Below are 18,246 nucleotides of genomic sequence, written 5' to 3'. Positions count from 1 at the left end.
GAGTATGGTGATCGGCTACCGGGACGTGAGGCGACGGGAAGGGTGAGTCGACATGGAGAGGGAGACTCTCGGAGACATCGCAACATGGGTTGGGTCGATCGGAACGATCGCCGCGTTCATCGTGGCCTTCATGCAGATCCACCGTGAGCGCTCGGAACGCCACCGACGCGAGCATCGGGAATGGATCGCCCACAAGCGTGTGCACGCCGATAACGTGTCCGCCTGGGTCGCTAATGGCCAGCTTCGGATCTCCAACGAATCGAGACATCCCATTCACGACGTCGACGTGACGATGCCGCCCGCCGACGCCGTTCACGTCGACCACGTTCTTCCCGGCGGTCACCGGCAGCCGGCCTCGGGAATGGCCGACGGCCCGGCAGCCGTACTCGAGTTCACCGATGTGCGCGGTGACCGCTGGGCACGAGAGGCAGGGGGCACGCCACGGCTGATCACCGATGCTCACCGTGGCCCGGGGGAGTCGGCTGAAGCGACCGGCTGAATCGGCCGGCTGAATCGGCTGGGAGTAACGTTGCGCTCATGGATGTGAACGCGTGGTTGACCGGAGGGGGCGGATGGTTCACGCTGGCGCTGGTGAACGCGGGGCTTGCCGAGCAGAAGAACCGTTCGCGCTGGAACTGGTTTCTCCTCTCGATCATTCTCGGCCCGATCGCGACGTTTCTAATTGTGGTGTGGGCACCCCCAGATAACGTGGCGCGGCTTTGAGACAATGAGGGGGTGCACCTCGATTCCGGCCACCCCCTCGCGGCAGGCCTCACCCATGACTCCCGGCTGATTCGCGCGTATCGCGGAGACCGCCCTTCGACGACCCCCGTCTGGTTCATGCGCCAGGCCGGGAGATCTCTTCCCGAGTACCGAGAACTTCGTGCCGGAACCGCCATGCTCGACGCCTGCCTCACCCCCGGCATGGCGAGCGAGATCACCCTTCAACCCGTTCGCCGGCACCACGTCGATGCCGCCGTGTTCTTCTCAGACATCGTCGTGCCGCTGAAGCTGGCGGGCGTCGACGTCGAAATCGTTCCAGGAACGGGCCCGGTGATGGCGCACCCCGTACGCACGAACGATGAGCTCGACGCCCTGGTCGCGCTCGATCCGGCGGTGCTCGACGAGGCTCTGGCACCCGTGATCGAGGCCGTGCGGCTCACCGTTGCTCAGCTCGAGCACATCCCCGGAACCCCGGGGCCCACCCCGCTCGTCGGCTTCGCCGGAGCGCCGTTCACGCTTGCCGCCTACCTCATCGAGGGTGGCCCGTCGAAGGACCACATGCGCGCCCGCGCCCTCATGCACAGCGACCCGGTCGCGTGGTCGCGCCTCATGGCCTGGTGCGCCGACGTGACCGGTCGCTTCCTCCGGGCACAGGTGCTCGCCGGGGCCTCCGCGGCACAGCTCTTCGACTCGTGGGCAGGAAGCCTCGCCCTCACCGATTACAGCGACAGCGTGGCTCCAGCATCCGCTCGCACGCTCGAATACGTGCACGACATCACCTACGAGCGCGACGGCCAGACGCACCGGGTGCCCGTCGTGCATTTCGGTGTCGGCACGGGCGATCTGCTCACCGTCATGCACGAAGTGGGCGCCGACACAGTCGGCATCGACTACCGGACACCGCTCGACGTCGCCTCGGAGCGACTCGGCGGGGCCGTCCCCCTGCAGGGAAACATCGACCCGGCGATGCTCTTCGCCCCCTGGAGCACGCTCGAGGAGCACGTGCTTGACGTGCTGCGCCGCGGCGAATCGGCCCCCGCTCACGTGCTCAACCTCGGGCACGGCGTGCCACCGGATGCTGACGCCGAGGTTCTCACCCGACTCGTCGAGCTGGTGCACAGCCGATGACGGGCAGCGTTCCCAGCGACCGCCACGTCGTCATCGTGGGCGGCGGGATCGCCGGTCTCGTCGCCGCGTTCGAATGCGCGCGGATCGGTGTGCGCGTCACCCTGCTGGAGGCCGGCGACCGCGTGGGCGGCTGCGTCCGCACCGAGCAGATCGCCGGCATCGACGTCGACACGGGAGCCGAGAGCTTCGCGACGCGCGGTGGAGCGGTGCGTGAACTCGTCGACGAGCTCGGGCTCGCGGATGCTGTCGTCTCGCCGTCCCCCGAGGGCGCGTGGCTGGCGTTCGACGACGACGCGGCACCGCTTCCGAAGGCCGGGATCCTCGGCATCCCGTCGAACCCCCTCGCCGACGACGTCCGGCGCATCATCGGCTGGAAAGGTGCGACTCGTGCCTACCTCGACCGGGTCAAACCGGTGCTCACGATCGGCACGGAGCACAACCTTGGCGAACTCGTCGAGAAGCGCATGGGAACCGCGGTTCTCGAGAACCTCGTCGCCCCCGTCACAAACGGCGTCTACTCGGCCGATCCGTCGCAGCTCGACGTCTCGCGCGCCGCACCGGGCCTCAACAATGCGCTCACCGTTGCGGGTTCGCTCTCGGGAGCCGTCGCCACGCTGCGCGACACCGTGCCGGCCGGCTCCGCCGTCGGCGGCTTCGCGGGAGGCATGCGCGTTCTCGTCGACGCGCTCGTCACCACGTTGGCGAACTACGACGTGCGCGTGCTGACCGCGACGGCGGCCACGCGTCTCGAGATGCTCGGTGATGAGCAGTGGCGTGTCCACGCGGCCTCTGCCGGTGAGAGCGACGCTGAGCCCGAGGCGCCGACAAAGCCGGCGGTGCCGACAAGCCAGGCGACCGTGACGATGGACGCCGACGCCGTGATCGTCGCCACGCCCGAACCCGCGGCGGCGCAGCTGCTCGGCGAGCTCGTCCCCGCCGCAGCCGTGCCCGCCGAGGCCACGGCGCCCGTCGTCGACATCGTCACCCTCGCGATCGACAGCGCAGCGCTGGACGCCCACCCCCGCGGCACGGGAGTGCTCACAGCTCGTTCTGCCGGGCGCGCGGCCAAAGCGCTCACGCACAGCAGCGCCAAGTGGCCATGGCTCGCCGAGGCGATCGACGCCCCGCACCGCCACATCGTCCGCGTCTCGTTCGGCCGGACGGGCGAGGCGAGCCCGCTTGACGGACTCGAGGAACAGCAGGTGTCCGACCTCGCGCGCGCGGAGGCGTCAGCACTGCTCGGCGTCGACATCGCAGCATCCGATGTCGTCGACATTCTGCGCACCCGCTGGGAGTCAACTCTGCCGCGTGCGTTCGCGGGCCAGAAAGAGCGCGCTTCCGGCATTCGCGACGCGATCACGAGTCTCGCGGGACTCGACGCCACGGGCGCGTGGCTGTGCGGAACGGGGCTTGCATCGGTGATTCCGGATGCTGTCGCCGCAGCCGGTCGTGTGAGAAAGCGGATCATCGCCGAGGTGCTCGACAGCGAGTAGCAGCGGTGCGTTTATGCCGTTTTCGGAATAAGAATTCTGGCGCGCCTTCGTGCAACTGCGTCGAGGGCGTTACGCTGGAAACATTCGCGACGCGACGACAGGGAGGCGACATGAAGGGGAAAGTGCTTTTTGTAGCCGGTTTGGCGACCGGTTATGTGCTGGGAACCCGAGCCGGACGCAAGCGTTATGAGCAGATCAAGTCTGGCTGGCTGACGATCTGGAACACTGATCCTGTGCAGAAGCAGGTCGCCAAGGTCGAAGGATTCGCGAAGGCACGCATCTCGGAGGTGCCCCAGGTGCTCGCCTCCGGTGCAAAGAAGGTCGTCTCTACACTGGCTTCCGACGCCACGCCAGGCGAGAAGCTCGACTCGACGATCCAGACGGCGAAGAGCACAGCTGACGACCTCGATGACGTGAGCGAGCGAGGTGCGGCGACGAAGAAATCGTCCTCATCCGGCTCGAAGAAGCAAAGCAAGTAAGCGGGTTCGACATGACTGACCGCAGCAATGAATCGCTCATCACACTTGTGCGCTCCCTTCCGGGGCTCATCACCGATCTCATCAAGGCAGAGATCGAACAGGCGAAGACCAAAGCCATCCACATGGGCAAGTACGCCGGGATCGGCGCCGGGTTCTTCGTGGGCGCGCTCATCTTCATCTACTTTGCGATCGGCGTGCTCGTCGCCGTGGGCATCCTCGCCCTCGCCCTCGTGCTCCCTGCTTGGCTCGCCGCCCTGTGCGTCTTCGCGGCATTCGTGCTGATCGCTGTGATCCTTGCGCTCATCGGCGTCTCGTTCTTCAAGAAGATCAGCCAGGATCCGGACCCGGTCGAGAGCGTGAAGCAAGACGTGAACGCTCTGAAGGGGATGGGTTCCTATGACAACTGAGAAGCTCCCGACTCCGGCCGAAGCCCGCGCAGAGCTCGCGGCAACGCTCGACGCCCTTGAAGACAAGCTCAACCTGCCCAAGCAGGCGAAGGCCACGTATGAGAGGCTGCGCACGCAGAATCCGGGTGCGCTCGTCGCGGGGGCAGCCGGAGCCGCAGCGGCTCTCGGCCTCGGCGTCTGGGCGATCGTCCGCGCCATCGTCAAATAGAGCGTGGTTTCCGCACCCGACGACGTCCGTTTTGCTCTCCGCAGAGTCGTGAGAGATTATGGAGAGCATGACTGCACCTGCCTCTGAAGAGGCTCTGTCGAACCCCCGCGACGCCTCCCTCACAGCGCAGGAAGAACTCCCGCTCAGCGGTTTCACTCTGTGGGCTGTCTTCCGGCGCAACCCCGCCGCGCCGGTTTCTGTGACCGATGCCTCGTCCTCTGAGCTCGACGATGCCGTGCGTGCCACGGCCGAACTCGGGGTCACGCTCCGCGGGTTCTACGATGTCTCGGGGTTCAAGGCGGACGCCGACATCATGGTGTGGCTGCACGGAGATCGCGCGCAGGACATCCAGGCGGCCCTGCGAATCCTGCGCCGCACAAGTCTCTTCGCCCCGCTGCTTCCGACCTGGAATGCCATGGCCTGCCACCGCGACGCCGAGTTCAACAAGCGGCATGTTCCCGGCTTCCTCAAGGGCCTCGCTCCCAAAGACTGGATCGTCGTCTATCCGTTCGTGCGCAGTTACGACTGGTACCTGCTTCCAGACGAAGAGCGCTCCCGGATGCTGGCGGACCACGGGCGCAAGGGTGCAGCGTTCAGCGGCGCCATCGCCAATACCGTCGCCGCGTTCGCCCTAGGCGACTACGAGTGGGTGCTGCCGATCGAATCCGACGACCTCTACGAGCTCGTCGACATGATGCGCGATCTGCGATACACCGACGCACGGCTCCACGTGCGCGAAGAGGTTCCCTTCTACACGGGGCGTCGCATTCAGACGTCCGAGATCGCGGAGGTTCTGTCGTGAGCTACGACGCCATTCTGCTCGCCAGCTTCGGCGGACCCGAGGGCCAGGACGATGTCATCCCGTTCTTGAAGAACGTCACGCGGGGCAAGGGCATCCCCGAGGAGCGCCTTGAAGAGGTCGCCGTTCACTACCGTCACCACGGTGGCGTGTCACCGATCAACCAGCAGAACCGCGACCTGAAGGCCGCTCTCGAAGCTGAGCTTGCTCGCCGTGACATCGATCTGCCCGTGTACTGGGGCAACCGCAACTGGGACCCCTACTTCACGGACGCCCTGCGCAAGCTCCACGCCGATGGCAAACGCGACGTGCTCGCAATCGTCACGAGCGCTTACACCTCGTACTCCGGGGTGGGCCAGTACCGCGAGGACTTCGAACGTGCGCTCGACGAGACGGGGCTGCGCGACGAGGTGCGCATCAGCCGCATCCGGGAATTCTTCGATCACCCGGGATTCATCGCACCGTTCGTCGAGGGCGTGCGCTCGGCACTCGATGAGCTGACGGATGCTGCAAAAACGCACATCATGTTCGTGACGCACTCGATCCCGACCACCGCCGCGACGGAGTCCGGGCCCGAGTATGGCGAGGGCGGTGCCTATGAGGCACAGCACCTCGCGGTTGCGGATGCCGTGTTGGCGGGCGTCGGAACGGATGCTCCGCACAGCCTCGTCTACCAGTCACGTTCCGGCAATCCGGCGACACCGTGGCTAGAACCAGACATCAACGATGCCATCGCCGCTCTCGATGGTGTCGACGGCCTCGTGATCGTGCCGATCGGGTTCGTCAGCGACCATATGGAGGTCATCTGGGACCTCGACACCGAGGCGATGGAGACCGCGGGCGAAAATAACATCCGCGCCGTCCGCGTGCCGACGCCCGGCGTCCACGAGGCGTTCGTCGCCGGGCTCGTCGACCTTCTTCTCGAGCGCATCAATGCTGTTCCCGACAGCGAGCGCCCGCACGAGAGCCCCCTCGGTCCGTGGCCCGACCATCCGTCGCAAGGAGCCGCACTCGAGTCGGCGGTGACGACCACACGATGACGGGCCTGCGTGTCGGCACTCGCGGAAGCGCGCTGGCGACGGCTCAGGCCGGCGGCGTCGCACGGCAGCTCGCCGCGGCGATCAACGGCGAGGCGGAGCTCGTGCCGGTGACGACGCACGGCGACGTGTCACGGGCATCGCTGTCGAGCCTCGGCGGCACCGGCGTGTTCGCCGCTGCCCTGCGCGAGGCTCTCCTGGATGGCGAGTGCGATGTCGTCGTCCACTCGATGAAAGACCTGCCGACAGCTCCTCTCGACGGACTTGTCGTGGGGGCCGTTCCTGAACGCGAGGATGCCCGCGACGCTCTGTGCGCCCGCGACGGGCTCACACTCGCGGATCTGCCGTACGGTGCTCGCGTCGGCACGGGGTCCCCGCGCCGAGTTGCGCAACTGAAGCATCGGCGTCCCGATCTCGATGTCGTCGACATCCGCGGCAACGTGGGAACTCGACTTGGCTTTGTCGACTCCGGTGAACTCGACGCCGTCGTGCTGGCTGCCGCTGGGCTGGCACGTCTGGAACTGAGCGATCGCGTCACCGAATTCTTCGACCTGGGTGAGTGGCCAACCGCCCCCGCCCAGGGCGCCCTCGCCGTTGAGGTGCGCTCGAGTGATCTCGAGGCCCTCGACGCGGATGCTCCGCTTCGCGCTGCCCTCGCCGCCGTCCACGACCCCGAGGCGGCAGCCGCGGCCAGTGCAGAACGCGGAGTGCTCGCTCGCCTCGAAGCCGGATGCGCCGCCCCCATCGGCGCGCACGCGGTCATCGCGGGCGACGACCTGACCGTCACAGCACACGTGTATGCGCTTGACGGCTCCACCACGCGCACGCACACCGTCACTGTCCCCCTCGGTGACGTGCGACAGCGCGTGCCCTCCCCGGGCACACCGGCTCCCTCTCGAACTGATGAGGCGCTGCACGCGCGCGCATCCGGCGCGGGCGAACAGCTGGCTGATGCCCTCCTGGCCGCTGGAGCGGCCGACATCGCACCGTTGAAGGAATCATGACGACTCCACCGATCAAACCATTGAAGGGCTGGCGCGTTCTCGTCCCGCGCGGCGGCCCGTGGGGGGACGACGTCGCAGCAGAGCTTCGCCAGCGCGGCGCCACCCCCGTCATCGCCCCCATGATCAACTTCGCCGCAACGGCGGACCCGGAGACTCTGAGCACAGCGCTGGAGGACCTCACGGCCGGTGTCTTCGACTGGCTCACCGTGACGAGCGCGACGACCGTCGACGTCCTGTACAGCCAGGGCGTCAAGGTTCCGGAGACGACCAAGATCGCCGCCGTGGGCGAGACCACCGCTGCCGCGCTTCAGGCCGTCGGCTATCGCGTCGACCTGCTGCCTGAGAAAGACAATTCAGCGAAGGGGATGGTGGCTCAGCTCACCGCGCTCGAGCCAGAACCCAAGAAGTTTCTCTCACTGCGCTCCGAAATCGCCAAGCCTGTTCTCTCGACCGGACTCACCGAGGCCGGCCACGACGTTCGCTCGGTGATCGCTTACCGCACTGTCGGAGAACCGGTCACGCCTAAGGTGCTTGCCGATGTCGAGAGCGGGCGCACGAACGCGATCCTCGTGACGAGTGGTTCGGTCGCTGAACAGGTCGTCGAGCAGTTCCCCGCTCTGCCCGCCACGACGTTGATCGCCGCGATTGGGCCGAGAACGGCGAAGGATGCTGAGAAGGCAGGTCTCACCGTGCACATCGTCTCGCCACGGCAGACTGTGCAGGACCTCCTCGACACCGTCGTGCGGGTCGTGGAATCGGGCGGACTCGACGAGGCTGTGCGCTCGTCGAAGCAGAGCGAGGTCATCACGTCGGCGATCCGCATCGTTGACGAACGCAATGCCACCTCCGCACAGTGACGAGAGAGCCGTGAGGGAAGAGCAATGACTGGTCCGAGCATCCGCCCCCGCCGACTGCGCACAACACCGGCGATGCGGCGGCTCGTCGCCGAGACGCGGCTGCACCCGGCAGATCTCGTGCTGCCGATGTTCGTGCGTGAAGACGCGACCGAGCCCGTGCCGATCAGCTCGATGCCGGGTGTCTCGCAGCACTCCCTTGACTCGCTCGTGCGTGCGGCAGAGGCAGCGGCATCGGCGGGCATCGGCGGCGTCATGCTCTTCGGCATCCCGACCGTGCGCGACGCAACGGGAACGCAGGCGACGGACCCGAACGGCATCCTGAACCGGGCGACGGAGCTGCTCGCCCGCGAGGTCGGAGACGCGCTCGTCGTACAGACCGATCTCTGCCTTGACGAGTTCACCGACCATGGGCACTGCGGCGTTCTCGACACGGCGGGCCGCGTCGACAACGACGCGACGTTGGAACGCTACGCCGAGATGGCGCTCGCGCAGGCCGGTGCCGGCTCCAGCATCCTGGGTCTGAGCGGCATGATGGACGGCCAGGTCGCTGTCGTGCGCGATGCTCTCGACGCTGCGGGGCACATCGACACGGCAGTGCTCGCGTACGCGGCGAAGTACTCGTCAGCGTTCTACGGGCCGTTCCGCGAAGCCGTCGACTCTCAGCTGACGGGCGACCGTCGCACCTACCAGCAGGACCCGGCAAACCGTCGCGAGGGCGTGCGCGAGGCAGCCCTCGATATCGCCGAGGGTGCCGACATCGTCATGGTGAAGCCGGCAATGAGCTACCTCGACGTGCTGAGCGATGTCGCCGAGATCAGCGATATTCCCGTGTGGGCATATCAGATCTCCGGCGAGTACTCCATGATCGAGGCGGCAGCGGCGCGCGGCTGGATCGACAAGAAGGCCGCCGTCCTAGAATCCGTGCTCGGCATTCGCCGTGCCGGGGCCGACACCGTGCTCACCTATTGGGCGGCCGAGATTGCGGAGTGGATCAGATGACCCAGAACCGGCAGACGAACGAGCAGCTCTTCGACCGAGCGAAGCAGGCGATCCCTGGCGGTGTGAACTCGCCCGTGCGAGCGTACGGCTCGGTCGGCGGCACCCCGCGCTTCCTTGTGCGCGCGGAGGGCCCGTACGTGTACGACGCCGACGGCACCGAGTTCGTCGATCTCGTCGCCTCCTGGGGGCCGGCGATTCTCGGCCACGCCGAGCCGACTGTCGTGAAGGCGGTGCAGGATGCTGCCGCACTCGGCCTCTCGTTCGGCGCCTCGACTCCGAGTGAAACCGAGCTCGCCGAACTCGTGGAGCAGCGTGTCGCACCCGTCGACAGCCTCCGGCTCGTGTCGACGGGCACCGAAGCGACGATGAGCGCCATCCGGCTCGCCCGCGGATACACGGGGCGCGACCTGCTGATCAAGTTCGCCGGTCACTATCACGGCCATTCAGACGGTCTGCTCGCTGCCGCGGGGTCGGGCGTTGCGACCATGGCGCTGCCGGGTTCTGCCGGGGTTCCAGCGCCGATCGCCGCGCAGACGCTCGTCCTTCCCTACAACGACATCGACGCCGTGCGGGCCGCCGTCGCCGAACACGGGGACCGCATCGCCGCAATCATCGTCGAGGCGGCCGCGGCGAACATGGGCGTCCTCGCCCCGAAGCCCGGTTTCAATGCCGCACTCGCCGACATTGCACACGCAAATGGGTCACTGCTCATCCTCGACGAGGTGCTGACCGGGTTCCGCGTGTCGCGTGGCGGGTACTGGGAACGCTCGAATGCCGAAGGTCCGGCGTACCAACCGGATCTTTTCACCTTCGGAAAGGTCATTGGCGGGGGGATGCCCGTCGCCGCACTCGGCGGCCGCGCCGATGTCATGGAGCAGCTCGCACCGACGGGCCCCGTCTACCAGGCCGGGACGCTCTCGGGGAACCCCGTGGCGATGGCCGCGGGCATCGCCACGCTGACGGGAGCGACCCCCGAGGTGTACGCTCACCTCGACCGCACGGCCGACGTGCTCGCCGACGAGACCTCGAGGGCGCTTGCGCGGGAAGGTGTCGCGCACTCGGTGCAGCGTGCGGGCAACCTCTTCAGTTTCGCGTTCACAGACGCCGCCCCGGTTGACTACGCCGATGTGCAGGCGCAGGACGCCTGGCGTTACCCGCCGTTCTTCCACGCGATGCTCGACGCGGGCATTGCGCTTCCGCCGAGCGTGTTCGAGGCATGGTTCGTCACCGCTGCGCACGATGAGCGCGCGGTGAGCCGCATCATCGACGCCCTGCCCGCAGCCGCTCGTGCGGCAGCATCCGCTGTTCCTGACTGATGAGGGGCACGATCGTCGCGCTCGGCGGCGGATTCTCAATGTCAGACGATGGCTCGTCGCCGATCGATGACGTCCTGCTTGACCTGACCGGGGCATCGCGCCCGCGCGTGTGCTTCATCCCGACGGCGAGTGGGGATGCTGAGAGCTACAGTCGACGCTTCGAAGACGCGTTTGCGGGCCGGGCCGAGACGAGCGTGCTGTCGCTGTTCTGCCACGATCCGTGGGGATATGCCGATCCGCGGATACTTCTCGATCAGGATCTCGTGTATGTCGGGGGAGGGTCGACGGCAAACCTGCTTGCGGTGTGGCGTCTGCACGGGCTCCCCGAGATTCTCGCGGAAGCTGCCGGGAACGGCGTTGTGCTTGCGGGAATCAGCGCGGGCATGAACTGCTGGTTCGAGAGCTCGTCGACGGACTCGTTCGGCCCGCTCGCCCCGTTGCGCGACGGACTCGGATTTCTCTCCGGGAGCGCCTGCCCGCATTATCTGGGCGAGCCAGAGCGACGCGACCTGTACCAGCGCTGGGTGGCAGCGGGGGAGCTCGAGGGCGGCTACGCCGTCGACGAGTATGCGGCGATTGTGATGCACGACGGCCAGTTCGTCGAGGCCATCTGTGAGCAGCCGGACCGCCCTGTCTTCCGGGTTCATCGCGATGGTGAGCGTGCGGTGGAGGAGCGCATTGACGTTCGGCGGCTTCCGGGCCGAGCCTCGTGATCGCCTGAGACCAAACTGGGCGTTACCTCTTTGTGAGGTTTCACCATCCCGTTACGGGAATGGAACCGGCAGACTAGACGTATGGCTTCAATCCTGCTGCACACCGATCGACTTGAGATCAAGCTGACCGCGGCAGAGAAGATGCTGGCGCGTCGCTCGGAGTCTCTGGTGATCCCGCGTGACAGCATCCGGTCTGTGGCGCTCACTGACGACCCGTGGATCTGGGTGCGCGGCGTGCGGGCACCGGGGACCGCCGTCCCGCTGACACTCGCGATCGGGCAGTGGAAGTTTCACGGCGGCAAAGACTTTCTCGTTCTCAAGGGGTCGCGCCCGGCGGTCGTCATCGATCTGATCGACGAAGAGTTCCGCCGCGTTCTGGTGTCGACGCGCAAGGGTGTCGAACTTATCGCCGCGCTGCGTCTCGAGGAGCGTAAGCCGCACAAGGTGCGTGTGCACCATGCCAAGCCGCGAACGAAGGCGGTGGCGAGCTTCAGCGAGAAGGACGACGCGTCGAAGGGCGCGAAGAAGGCGCCTAAGAAGACCGCACCGAAGAAGCCGGCAGCCAAGAAGGCGGCATCGACGGGCGGGACCTCCGGGGCTCCTGCAGAGTCAGCGGATGCTGCGACGCAGAGCACACCCGCCCCAAAGAGGGCTGCCCCTAAAAAGGCTGTGCCCAAGAAGACAGCGCAGAAGAAGACGGCAGAGAAGAAGACCGCTCAGGCGAAGCGCGAGTCGCGACCAGAGCAGAAGACCGCTGGGGACGACACTCCAGGCGAGTGACCGCCCGGCAGCCGCGGCGTCACGTGTTACTGGGTCACGTCGATGACGCTGCGCCCTCTGACCTCTCCTGCCAGCACGCGCTCAGCGACCGCATGGGCATCAGCAAGGGCGTAGACCTCGGTCATGCTGTCGAGAAGGCCCACGTCGAGCGTCTGCGCCAGCCGTGACCATGCTTCCTCGCGCAGCGACAGCGGTGCGTCGACTGAGTTGATGCCCGCCAGGGTGATGCCGCGCAGGATGAATGGCACGACGGTCGCGGGCAGATCCGCACCCTGTGCCATCCCGCACGCCGTCACGATACCGCCGTAGCGGGTCTGCGAGAGCGTGGTGGCGAGAGTCGTGCTGCCGACAGCGTCCGCCACCGCAGCCCAACGCTGGGACTGCAGAGGCTTGCCCGGTTCACTGAACTCAGCCCGGTCGATAATCTCGGCGGCGCCGAGGCTCGTCAGGTACTCGCCTTCGGTGTCGGCGCGGCCCGTCGACGCCACGACTTCGTAGCCGAGGTGGGCGAGCGTGGCTATCGTGATGGAGCCGACACCGCCCGCGGCACCCGTGACGAGAACGGGTCCATCACCCGGCCTGACGCCGTGGCGCTCGATTGCCAAAACGGCGAGCATCGCAGTGAAACCCGCGGTGCCGATCGCCGCCGCCTGCGTCGGGGTGAACTTCGAGGGGACGCGCACCAGATGTGCGCCATCGACACGCGCGTGCTCGGCGAGGCCGCCGTTCACCGACTCGCCGAGACCCGCACCATTGAGAAGCACGTGGTCCCCCGGCATCCACCGACCCGAATCTGACGACCGGACCGTGCCGACGACGTCGATCCCCGCGACGAGAGGCCAGTTCTTGATGATGCCCGGGCTCCCGGTGAGAGCGAGCGCATCCTTGTAGTTGATGCTCGACGCGGCTGTCTCGACCTCCGTGTCGCCCGTCGTCAGGACATCGGGCTCGAGATCCGCGAGCCGGGCCGACTGCTGAGCCGCACCCTCGTCGTCTGTCGTCTTCTCGACGAGCCATCCACGAAACGTCATGGGGCCAGCCTACGCGTGCGTGTGGGGCGCGCAAGGGAAGGGGACCGGCAGCCTCAGTCGAAGATGTCGCCCATGTCATCGAGCAGTCCGCCGACGACCATGCCGCCCAGGATGCCCGTCAGCATTCCGCTGCCGCCGAGGCCGCCGCGCCCGTACCCGCCACGCCCGTACCCGCCACGCCCGTAGGCACCGCCCGGCGGACCGTAGCCGCCCGGAACACCGTACATTCCACCCTGCTGAATGTCATTGTGCGCCAGACGGGCGGCCTCTGAGGCGAGGTCGGCGGCGCGACGCGCTGCCGGGACTGCCGTGACCGCATCAGACTCGAGTCGGGCGGAATCGAGAACGCGGCATGCCTCGGCTAGTCGCGTGCGGGCATCCGGACCCACGGGCGCCTGGTATTCGTCGATGATGTTGGTAGCGGCCGCGATCTGGCGCTCGGCGTCGTCGATGGCCGTGGGCAGCTGAGTTCGCATTCGTTCGGCGTTCTCGCGCTTCTCAGCGATACGGCTCGTGATTGCATCGAGTGCGGAATTCGCTTCGCGCAGCCTCGACAGCGTTTCGAAGGGGTCGCGCTTTCCCCTCTGCTCGGCGACAGCATCCGTCACCTGCCGCAGACGCTCAACCGCCGGGTGGAGGTCGGTCGGCGGGTTGGAGATCTCACGCGCGGCGATGATGTCGTTCCGGGAATCCTCAAGTACCGCGGCGAGCGTCGACTCGGCGGAGAGCGCCTCCATCTCGAAGTCATTGACCGCACGTAACAGACCCTCGGCACGCGAGATGCTCTCGCGAGCGACGGTCAGCGCCTTGCTCGCCGGGATTGCGAGGTGTTCAGCGTGCTTCTGCTCGGCGATCTGCAGACTGCGCTCGCTGAACTCGAGAAGGCGTTCGGCCTGATCGACGTTGGGGGCTACCGAGCGCAATGCTGACTCGGCGTATCGCTCGGATGCGCCATCGAGAGATCGGCGCGCCGGTTCGATACGCTCGGTTGCCTGGGTGATAGCTCGGCGAGCGGACGCGACAGCATCGGGAAGTCCGCGCATCGAGTCGCGCAGCTTTGCGACGGACTCCGTCTGGTCACCGAGCGTCTTCTCAAGCTCAGAGCACCGGGCGAGGATTCCCTGAGACATGCTCTGGCGTTCGTCCGGGGTGTCCGGCTTCTCATCGTGCAGCAGCTGATTCAGCCGGAACGCCTCGGCCAGTGACGTGCGTGCATCGGCCAGGGCTGCCCGGAATCGCTCGATGACCTGATCGCCGAACTCTGCTGTGATGAAGCCCAGCTCGTCTGAGGCGAGGCGCAGCCGTTCATCCGCACGGACCAGCGCTTGCCCGGCCTCGGTCTCGAGCGCATCGATCTGTGCGAGGGACTCGGATTGGGCAACGGCCGTGCGCTTTCTGCGGCGTGCTCCGAGAACGACGTAGGTGACGGCCCCGCCAATGAGCAGCACTGCAAGAATGACGACGATTTCCATGCGCCAATCCTACGGTCGGTGGACATGCGCTGACTGGGAATGTTCGTGGGGCTGACAGCATCCGCCCGGTGTTTCTTCCCCGTGCGTCAGGTGACGTCGCGGCTCCATGTTGCCAACCATCCCAGGACCGTTACGACGAGGGCGATCCCCAGCAGCACGAGCCCGCCGGCCCACCAATCGAGCTGCGCGCCGGACGCCCCCATTGCCCCGTAAAAACTTGCGCCGACGAGCGCGTCGCTTGCCGCACCGGGCAGCCACTGGGTGACCGTGCCGATCCAGTCGGCGAGCGCACCGACTGAGCGCAGAATGGGCTCGACGAACTGCGTGAAGGCGAGTACGACAACGATTGTGGCCACCTGGTTTGGGATGACCGAGCCCAGACCGACACCGAGAATTGACCAGATCGCCATTGCAAGAACCGACCGGCCGATCAGCGCCCAGGTGTCGGAAGAATCGAGCGCCGTATCAATGTCGAAACCAGCGAGCGCCGCTGACCCCGCGCCGACCGAGCACGCGATGGCGACAACGCCGAAGCCCGCGCCGATGAGGAACAGGGCGATGGCCTTCGCCGACAGGACGATCCCGCGCTTGGGCGTAGCGAGAAAGGACGGTGTCAGAGTCTGGTGACGGAACTCCCCGGTCGTGGCAAGTGCCCCGAGCAACAGGGGAAAGACGTAGCCGATGCTTGTCGCCGTGCTGTAGATCATGGTGGCGAGCCCCGTCGTCGGCATTCCCTCGACGCCCTCGGACGCACCGAGCATGCCCTGCGATGTGGCGCCGAAGAGCAGGCCGAGGCCGCCGGAGAGTAAGGCGACGTAGCCGCCGAGAATGATCAGGAGGATCCACCAGATGCGCGTTGTGAACACCTTGGCGAATTCGGCACGGGTCGCGGCGATGAGCGTGCTCATGAGGCACCTCCCCCCACGATGGACAGGAATCTGTCTTCAAGACCAGACGTCTTCCGTTGCAGGGCGCTGAGCTCGACGCCCGCGACGAAGGCCGCATGGCCGACCGCTCCGGGCTCGACATCGTGAACGATGAAGCCCGAGCGGCTCATCTCGATCTGGAACCCGGACGCTTCGAGAGCTGCGCCCAGCGCTGCGCGGTCGGGAGAATCCACGTGCACGCGCAGCTGGTCGCCCGTATCCAGGTCGGCGAGGGTGCCCTGATGCACGATCTCGCCCTTGGAAATGATCACAATGTCGTCGACACTCTGCTGCACTTCGCTGAGCAGGTGCGACGAAATGAGAACCGTCCGGCCCTCGGCCGCGAGGCTCCGCAGCAGCTCACGGATCCATTTGATGCCCTCCGGGTCGAGGCCATTGACCGGTTCGTCCAGCACCAGAACACCGGGGTCTCCGAGCAGCGCATAGGCGAGGCCGAGACGCTGCCGCATCCCCAAGGAGTAGCCGCCGACGCGCTTGTCGGCGAAACCGTCGAGGCCGACGAGAGCGAGCGACTCGCGGGCGCGCGTGATCGGGAGCTTCGCTGCTCGGGCGTAGATCTCAAGATGGTGTCTCGCCGTGCGACCGGGGTGGAAGCTCGCGGCTTCAAGGGCGGCACCGACCGTGGTGAGCGGTGATGCAAGGTCGCGATACCGGATGCCGTCGAAGGTCGCCGTTCCGCTCGTCGGATTCACGAGCCCGAGCAGCGCTCGCAAGCTCGTCGTCTTCCCTGCTCCGTTCGGCCCGAGGAATCCCGTCACGCGTCCCGGGCGGACGCTGAACGACAGATCGTTGACGGCAGTGAACCCGCCGAAACTCTTCGTGAGGCCCGTGAACTCGATCGTCTGCCCGAGATCTCCCACCGTGTCTCCTCTCGATACCCTGACTACAGTGTGGCGGATGCTGGGGCCCGGCGCATCCGTCGGAGGGCGGAGATTTCGGCACGCCGCGGCTGACAGCATCCGGGATCTTGCTGACCCGTGGCTGTGAACTCTTGCCGTGACGCCCGAGCCGCCGTACGGTCGAATCACACGAGAGGAGCGGAACATGAGCGATCCGGACTTCATACCGAACTACGAGAACACTCCGTCGCTGGAGGATCTCGAGGCGAACGAGGCCGACGTCATCGAGCAGAACCGCGAGGATCTCAGTCAGACTCCCGAAGACGTCGACGAAGGCGGCACCGTGCAGGGCTACGGCGACGACGCGGAAACTGAGCTTGAAGACGCCAACGAGTACGAATCAGGCGGCGATTACGACGAGGAGCCGACCGCGAGCGACTACGACGAGTGATCGTCGTGCACCAGGCAGAATGGGGCGGATGCTGCGTGCACGTCGCAGACGACAAGCTGCGTTCTGCATGAGGGGTCGGCGCAGTTCTGCATGTGGCTGGTCTTCGCGGTGCATACCGCGCATTCGCCGATGACCGCGGCGTGGTCTGAGAATTCGAGCGACATGCGTTTGTCGAAGACGTACAGCGAGCCCTCCCAGAGGCCGTCGTCGCCGAACTGCTCACCGTAGCGCACGATGCCACCGTCGATTTGGTAGACCTCATCGAAGCCGCGTGAGCGCATGAGGCTCGAGAGCACTTCGCAGCGGATGCCGCCGGTGCAGTACGTGACGATCGGCTTGTCTTTGAGGTGGTCGTAGGCGCCGGAATCGAGAACCTCGACGAAGTCGCGGGTGTTGTCGACGTTGGGGACGACAGCGTTCTTGAATCGTCCGATCGCCGCCTCGAACGCATTGCGGCCGTCGAAGAACACGACTTCGTCCCCGCGGGCGGCCACGAGTTCATTGACCTGTTCCGGTGTCACGTGCGTGCCGCCACCGATGACGCCAGACGCGTCGACTTCGAGCTCGTCTGGCGCGCCGAACGAGACGATCTCGTCGCGCACCTTGACGCTGAGCTTCGGAAAGTCGAGGCTCGCCCCGTCGTCATCGAGCCCCGTGCCCTGAGACCACTTGACGTCCATGTCGGCGAACGCCGCGTATTCACGAGTCGTGCGCAGGTAGCGCTTGACGTTGTCCAACTCACCGCCGACCGTGCCGTTGATGCCGTCTTTCGAGATCAGGATGCGACCGCGCAGGTTGAGCGAGGCACACAGGTCGCGCTGCCACAGCCGGATCGCATCGGGGTCGGCGAGCGGAGTGAAGACGTAATAGAGCAGGATCTTCGGAATGGCCACCGCCCGATTTTACCCGGATCGGATCAGATCAGATTCCCACGGTCACGAGCCACACGGCTGCCGCACCGCACGTGAGGGCAATCACCCCCGTCAGTGTCGCGAGGATTACCAGGGGCTTGGATGCCTTCGTGTTTTCGTTCACGATCTCAGTTCATCGTGTTCGGCGGTGATGCACATCACGCCAGAGGATGAACCTGACTACGCCGAAGGTATGAGTGCGGCGACTACGAGCAGCGCGAAACCCGCGAATGCCAGCACGACGCGCACATTGTTCCATCTGTCCCACCGATGCACATGGGTGCGCCAGTCATCGGGGTGATCGCTCGTCGACCAACGCTTGACGCGATTGTTGATCGGGACGAGGACGGTCGCGGAAAGCACGATCGTGATAGCGAGAAGCACAGCAGCCATTGTCGCGAGTGACCCGGATGCTGTCGCCCACAGCAATGCGGACGAGAAGCAGGCGGTGGCGAGCGTTGCCGCATACCAGAACGGCATGATTGCCCCGAGCAGGCGAGCGCTGTCAGCACGGGCAGTGAGTCCGCCGCTGCCCGGAAGCCGATCGACGACGGGGCCCAGGAAGACGGCGACGCAGAATTCGACGCCGACGAGTGTTCCGGTCAGAACGATGCTGACACCGAGGACGACGTGAGACACCTGAACCCCTCTC

The 18,246-nt window shown here is 66.3% G+C and carries 22 protein-coding genes; 16 read left to right on the top strand and 6 right to left on the bottom strand.

Going from position 1 to position 18,246, the window contains the following annotated elements:
- The first annotated feature begins 52 nt into the window (after nucleotides 1-52).
- From OK352_RS02440 to OK352_RS02370, 15 genes are all read left to right on the top strand, one after another.
- Complete coding sequence (locus OK352_RS02440) at nucleotides 53-499, top strand: hypothetical protein (protein WP_265139803.1); 447 nt, start codon at nucleotides 53-55, stop codon at nucleotides 497-499.
- A gap of 38 nt (nucleotides 500-537) precedes the next feature.
- Nucleotides 538-723 (top strand): hypothetical protein, encoded by a 186-nt coding sequence (locus OK352_RS02435; RefSeq protein WP_265139802.1) that lies wholly within the window; start codon nucleotides 538-540, stop codon nucleotides 721-723.
- A 12-nt stretch (nucleotides 724-735) separates the two neighbouring features.
- The gene (gene hemE, locus OK352_RS02430) at nucleotides 736-1,851 is read left to right on the top strand and encodes a uroporphyrinogen decarboxylase (protein WP_265139801.1); all 1,116 of its coding nucleotides are present in this window, start codon (nucleotides 736-738) and stop codon (nucleotides 1,849-1,851) included.
- Entirely contained in the window at nucleotides 1,848-3,344 is a 1,497-nt protein-coding gene (gene hemG / locus OK352_RS02425; protein WP_265139800.1) for a protoporphyrinogen oxidase, read from the top strand. The genes hemE and hemG overlap by 4 nt, the downstream gene beginning before the upstream one ends.
- A gap of 110 nt (nucleotides 3,345-3,454) precedes the next feature.
- Entirely contained in the window at nucleotides 3,455-3,823 is a 369-nt protein-coding gene (locus tag OK352_RS02420) for a hypothetical protein (RefSeq protein ID WP_265139799.1), read from the top strand.
- 11 nt (nucleotides 3,824-3,834) lie between these two features.
- Complete coding sequence (locus OK352_RS02415; protein WP_265139798.1) at nucleotides 3,835-4,230, top strand: phage holin family protein; 396 nt, start codon at nucleotides 3,835-3,837, stop codon at nucleotides 4,228-4,230.
- Complete coding sequence (locus tag OK352_RS02410) at nucleotides 4,220-4,438, top strand: DUF3618 domain-containing protein (RefSeq protein WP_265139797.1); 219 nt, start codon at nucleotides 4,220-4,222, stop codon at nucleotides 4,436-4,438. The genes OK352_RS02415 and OK352_RS02410 overlap by 11 nt, the downstream gene beginning before the upstream one ends.
- Before the next feature lie 67 nt (nucleotides 4,439-4,505).
- The gene (hemQ, locus tag OK352_RS02405; RefSeq protein ID WP_372338070.1) at nucleotides 4,506-5,240 is read left to right on the top strand and encodes a hydrogen peroxide-dependent heme synthase; all 735 of its coding nucleotides are present in this window, start codon (nucleotides 4,506-4,508) and stop codon (nucleotides 5,238-5,240) included.
- The gene (locus OK352_RS02400) at nucleotides 5,237-6,277 is read left to right on the top strand and encodes a ferrochelatase (protein ID WP_265139795.1); all 1,041 of its coding nucleotides are present in this window, start codon (nucleotides 5,237-5,239) and stop codon (nucleotides 6,275-6,277) included. Before hemQ ends, OK352_RS02400 begins: the two co-directional genes overlap by 4 nt.
- A complete protein-coding gene (gene hemC, locus OK352_RS02395; RefSeq protein ID WP_265139794.1) occupies nucleotides 6,274-7,278 on the top strand; it encodes a hydroxymethylbilane synthase in 1,005 nt (334 codons plus the stop codon). The genes OK352_RS02400 and hemC overlap by 4 nt, the downstream gene beginning before the upstream one ends.
- Entirely contained in the window at nucleotides 7,275-8,135 is an 861-nt protein-coding gene (locus tag OK352_RS02390; protein ID WP_265139793.1) for a uroporphyrinogen-III synthase, read from the top strand. The genes hemC and OK352_RS02390 overlap by 4 nt, the downstream gene beginning before the upstream one ends.
- Before the next feature lie 24 nt (nucleotides 8,136-8,159).
- Nucleotides 8,160-9,134, top strand: a complete 975-nt coding sequence (gene hemB / locus OK352_RS02385; RefSeq protein WP_265139792.1) for a porphobilinogen synthase — start codon at nucleotides 8,160-8,162, stop codon at nucleotides 9,132-9,134.
- Nucleotides 9,131-10,450, top strand: coding sequence for a glutamate-1-semialdehyde 2,1-aminomutase (hemL, locus tag OK352_RS02380; RefSeq protein WP_265139791.1), 1,320 nt, complete (start codon nucleotides 9,131-9,133; stop codon nucleotides 10,448-10,450). The genes hemB and hemL overlap by 4 nt, the downstream gene beginning before the upstream one ends.
- Complete coding sequence (locus OK352_RS02375; protein ID WP_265139790.1) at nucleotides 10,450-11,163, top strand: Type 1 glutamine amidotransferase-like domain-containing protein; 714 nt, start codon at nucleotides 10,450-10,452, stop codon at nucleotides 11,161-11,163. The genes hemL and OK352_RS02375 overlap by 1 nt, the downstream gene beginning before the upstream one ends.
- Nucleotides 11,164-11,244: 81 nt before the next feature.
- On the top strand, nucleotides 11,245-11,943 hold the full coding sequence (locus tag OK352_RS02370) for a hypothetical protein (RefSeq protein WP_265139789.1): 699 nt from the start codon (nucleotides 11,245-11,247) through the stop codon (nucleotides 11,941-11,943).
- 26 nt (nucleotides 11,944-11,969) lie between these two features.
- On the opposite strand, the gene OK352_RS02365 is transcribed toward OK352_RS02370, so the two are convergent.
- The 4 genes from OK352_RS02365 to OK352_RS02350 all read right to left on the bottom strand — a co-directional run bounded on the left by OK352_RS02365 (nucleotide 11,970) and on the right by OK352_RS02350 (nucleotide 16,253).
- Nucleotides 11,970-12,974, bottom strand: a complete 1,005-nt coding sequence (locus OK352_RS02365) for an MDR family oxidoreductase (protein ID WP_265139788.1) — start codon at nucleotides 12,972-12,974, stop codon at nucleotides 11,970-11,972.
- Nucleotides 12,975-13,027: 53 nt separating this feature from the next.
- On the bottom strand, nucleotides 13,028-14,446 hold the full coding sequence (locus OK352_RS02360; RefSeq protein ID WP_265139787.1) for a coiled-coil domain-containing protein: 1,419 nt from the start codon (nucleotides 14,444-14,446) through the stop codon (nucleotides 13,028-13,030).
- Nucleotides 14,447-14,532: 86 nt separating this feature from the next.
- Complete coding sequence (locus OK352_RS02355) at nucleotides 14,533-15,354, bottom strand: ABC transporter permease (RefSeq protein WP_265139786.1); 822 nt, start codon at nucleotides 15,352-15,354, stop codon at nucleotides 14,533-14,535.
- The gene (locus OK352_RS02350; RefSeq protein WP_265139785.1) at nucleotides 15,351-16,253 is read right to left on the bottom strand and encodes an ABC transporter ATP-binding protein; all 903 of its coding nucleotides are present in this window, start codon (nucleotides 16,251-16,253) and stop codon (nucleotides 15,351-15,353) included. Before OK352_RS02350 ends, OK352_RS02355 begins: the two co-directional genes overlap by 4 nt.
- A 184-nt stretch (nucleotides 16,254-16,437) precedes the next feature.
- Between OK352_RS02350 and OK352_RS02345 the strand changes: the two genes are divergently transcribed.
- Entirely contained in the window at nucleotides 16,438-16,683 is a 246-nt protein-coding gene (locus tag OK352_RS02345; protein ID WP_265139784.1) for a hypothetical protein, read from the top strand.
- Here the strand turns inward: OK352_RS02345 and OK352_RS02340 are convergent.
- Together OK352_RS02340 and OK352_RS02335 are read right to left on the bottom strand one after the other, a co-directional pair.
- Complete coding sequence (locus OK352_RS02340; RefSeq protein WP_265139783.1) at nucleotides 16,671-17,576, bottom strand: oxygen-dependent tRNA uridine(34) hydroxylase TrhO; 906 nt, start codon at nucleotides 17,574-17,576, stop codon at nucleotides 16,671-16,673. The genes OK352_RS02345 and OK352_RS02340 overlap by 13 nt on opposite strands.
- Nucleotides 17,577-17,774: 198 nt before the next feature.
- On the bottom strand, nucleotides 17,775-18,233 hold the full coding sequence (locus OK352_RS02335) for an anthrone oxygenase family protein (protein WP_265139782.1): 459 nt from the start codon (nucleotides 18,231-18,233) through the stop codon (nucleotides 17,775-17,777).
- Nucleotides 18,234-18,246 lie beyond the last annotated feature (13 nt).

Origin of the sequence: Microbacterium sp. MPKO10 (genome assembly GCF_026107415.2) — a bacterium.
Taxonomy (GTDB): Bacteria; Actinomycetota; Actinomycetes; order Actinomycetales; family Microbacteriaceae; genus Paramicrobacterium.
The sequence above is the reverse complement of the archived record's forward strand: the minus strand, read 5'-3'. Positions and strand labels throughout refer to the sequence as shown.

Coding starts and splice junctions, on each gene's coding strand:
- hemL (WP_265139791.1), top strand. CDS start 9,131: ATGACCCAGAACCGGCAGACGAACGAGCAGCTCTTCGACCGAGCGAAG.
- hemQ (WP_372338070.1), top strand. CDS start 4,506: ATGACTGCACCTGCCTCTGAAGAGGCTCTGTCGAACCCCCGCGACGCC.
- OK352_RS02355 (WP_265139786.1), bottom strand. CDS start 15,354: ATGAGCACGCTCATCGCCGCGACCCGTGCCGAATTCGCCAAGGTGTTC.
- hemC (WP_265139794.1), top strand. CDS start 6,274: ATGACGGGCCTGCGTGTCGGCACTCGCGGAAGCGCGCTGGCGACGGCT.
- OK352_RS02420 (WP_265139799.1), top strand. CDS start 3,455: ATGAAGGGGAAAGTGCTTTTTGTAGCCGGTTTGGCGACCGGTTATGTG.
- hemG (WP_265139800.1), top strand. CDS start 1,848: ATGACGGGCAGCGTTCCCAGCGACCGCCACGTCGTCATCGTGGGCGGC.
- OK352_RS02360 (WP_265139787.1), bottom strand. CDS start 14,446: ATGGAAATCGTCGTCATTCTTGCAGTGCTGCTCATTGGCGGGGCCGTC.
- OK352_RS02375 (WP_265139790.1), top strand. CDS start 10,450: ATGAGGGGCACGATCGTCGCGCTCGGCGGCGGATTCTCAATGTCAGAC.
- OK352_RS02410 (WP_265139797.1), top strand. CDS start 4,220: ATGACAACTGAGAAGCTCCCGACTCCGGCCGAAGCCCGCGCAGAGCTC.
- OK352_RS02370 (WP_265139789.1), top strand. CDS start 11,245: ATGGCTTCAATCCTGCTGCACACCGATCGACTTGAGATCAAGCTGACC.
- OK352_RS02440 (WP_265139803.1), top strand. CDS start 53: ATGGAGAGGGAGACTCTCGGAGACATCGCAACATGGGTTGGGTCGATC.
- OK352_RS02365 (WP_265139788.1), bottom strand. CDS start 12,974: ATGACGTTTCGTGGATGGCTCGTCGAGAAGACGACAGACGACGAGGGT.
- hemB (WP_265139792.1), top strand. CDS start 8,160: ATGACTGGTCCGAGCATCCGCCCCCGCCGACTGCGCACAACACCGGCG.
- OK352_RS02435 (WP_265139802.1), top strand. CDS start 538: ATGGATGTGAACGCGTGGTTGACCGGAGGGGGCGGATGGTTCACGCTG.
- OK352_RS02390 (WP_265139793.1), top strand. CDS start 7,275: ATGACGACTCCACCGATCAAACCATTGAAGGGCTGGCGCGTTCTCGTC.
- OK352_RS02415 (WP_265139798.1), top strand. CDS start 3,835: ATGACTGACCGCAGCAATGAATCGCTCATCACACTTGTGCGCTCCCTT.
- OK352_RS02345 (WP_265139784.1), top strand. CDS start 16,438: ATGAGCGATCCGGACTTCATACCGAACTACGAGAACACTCCGTCGCTG.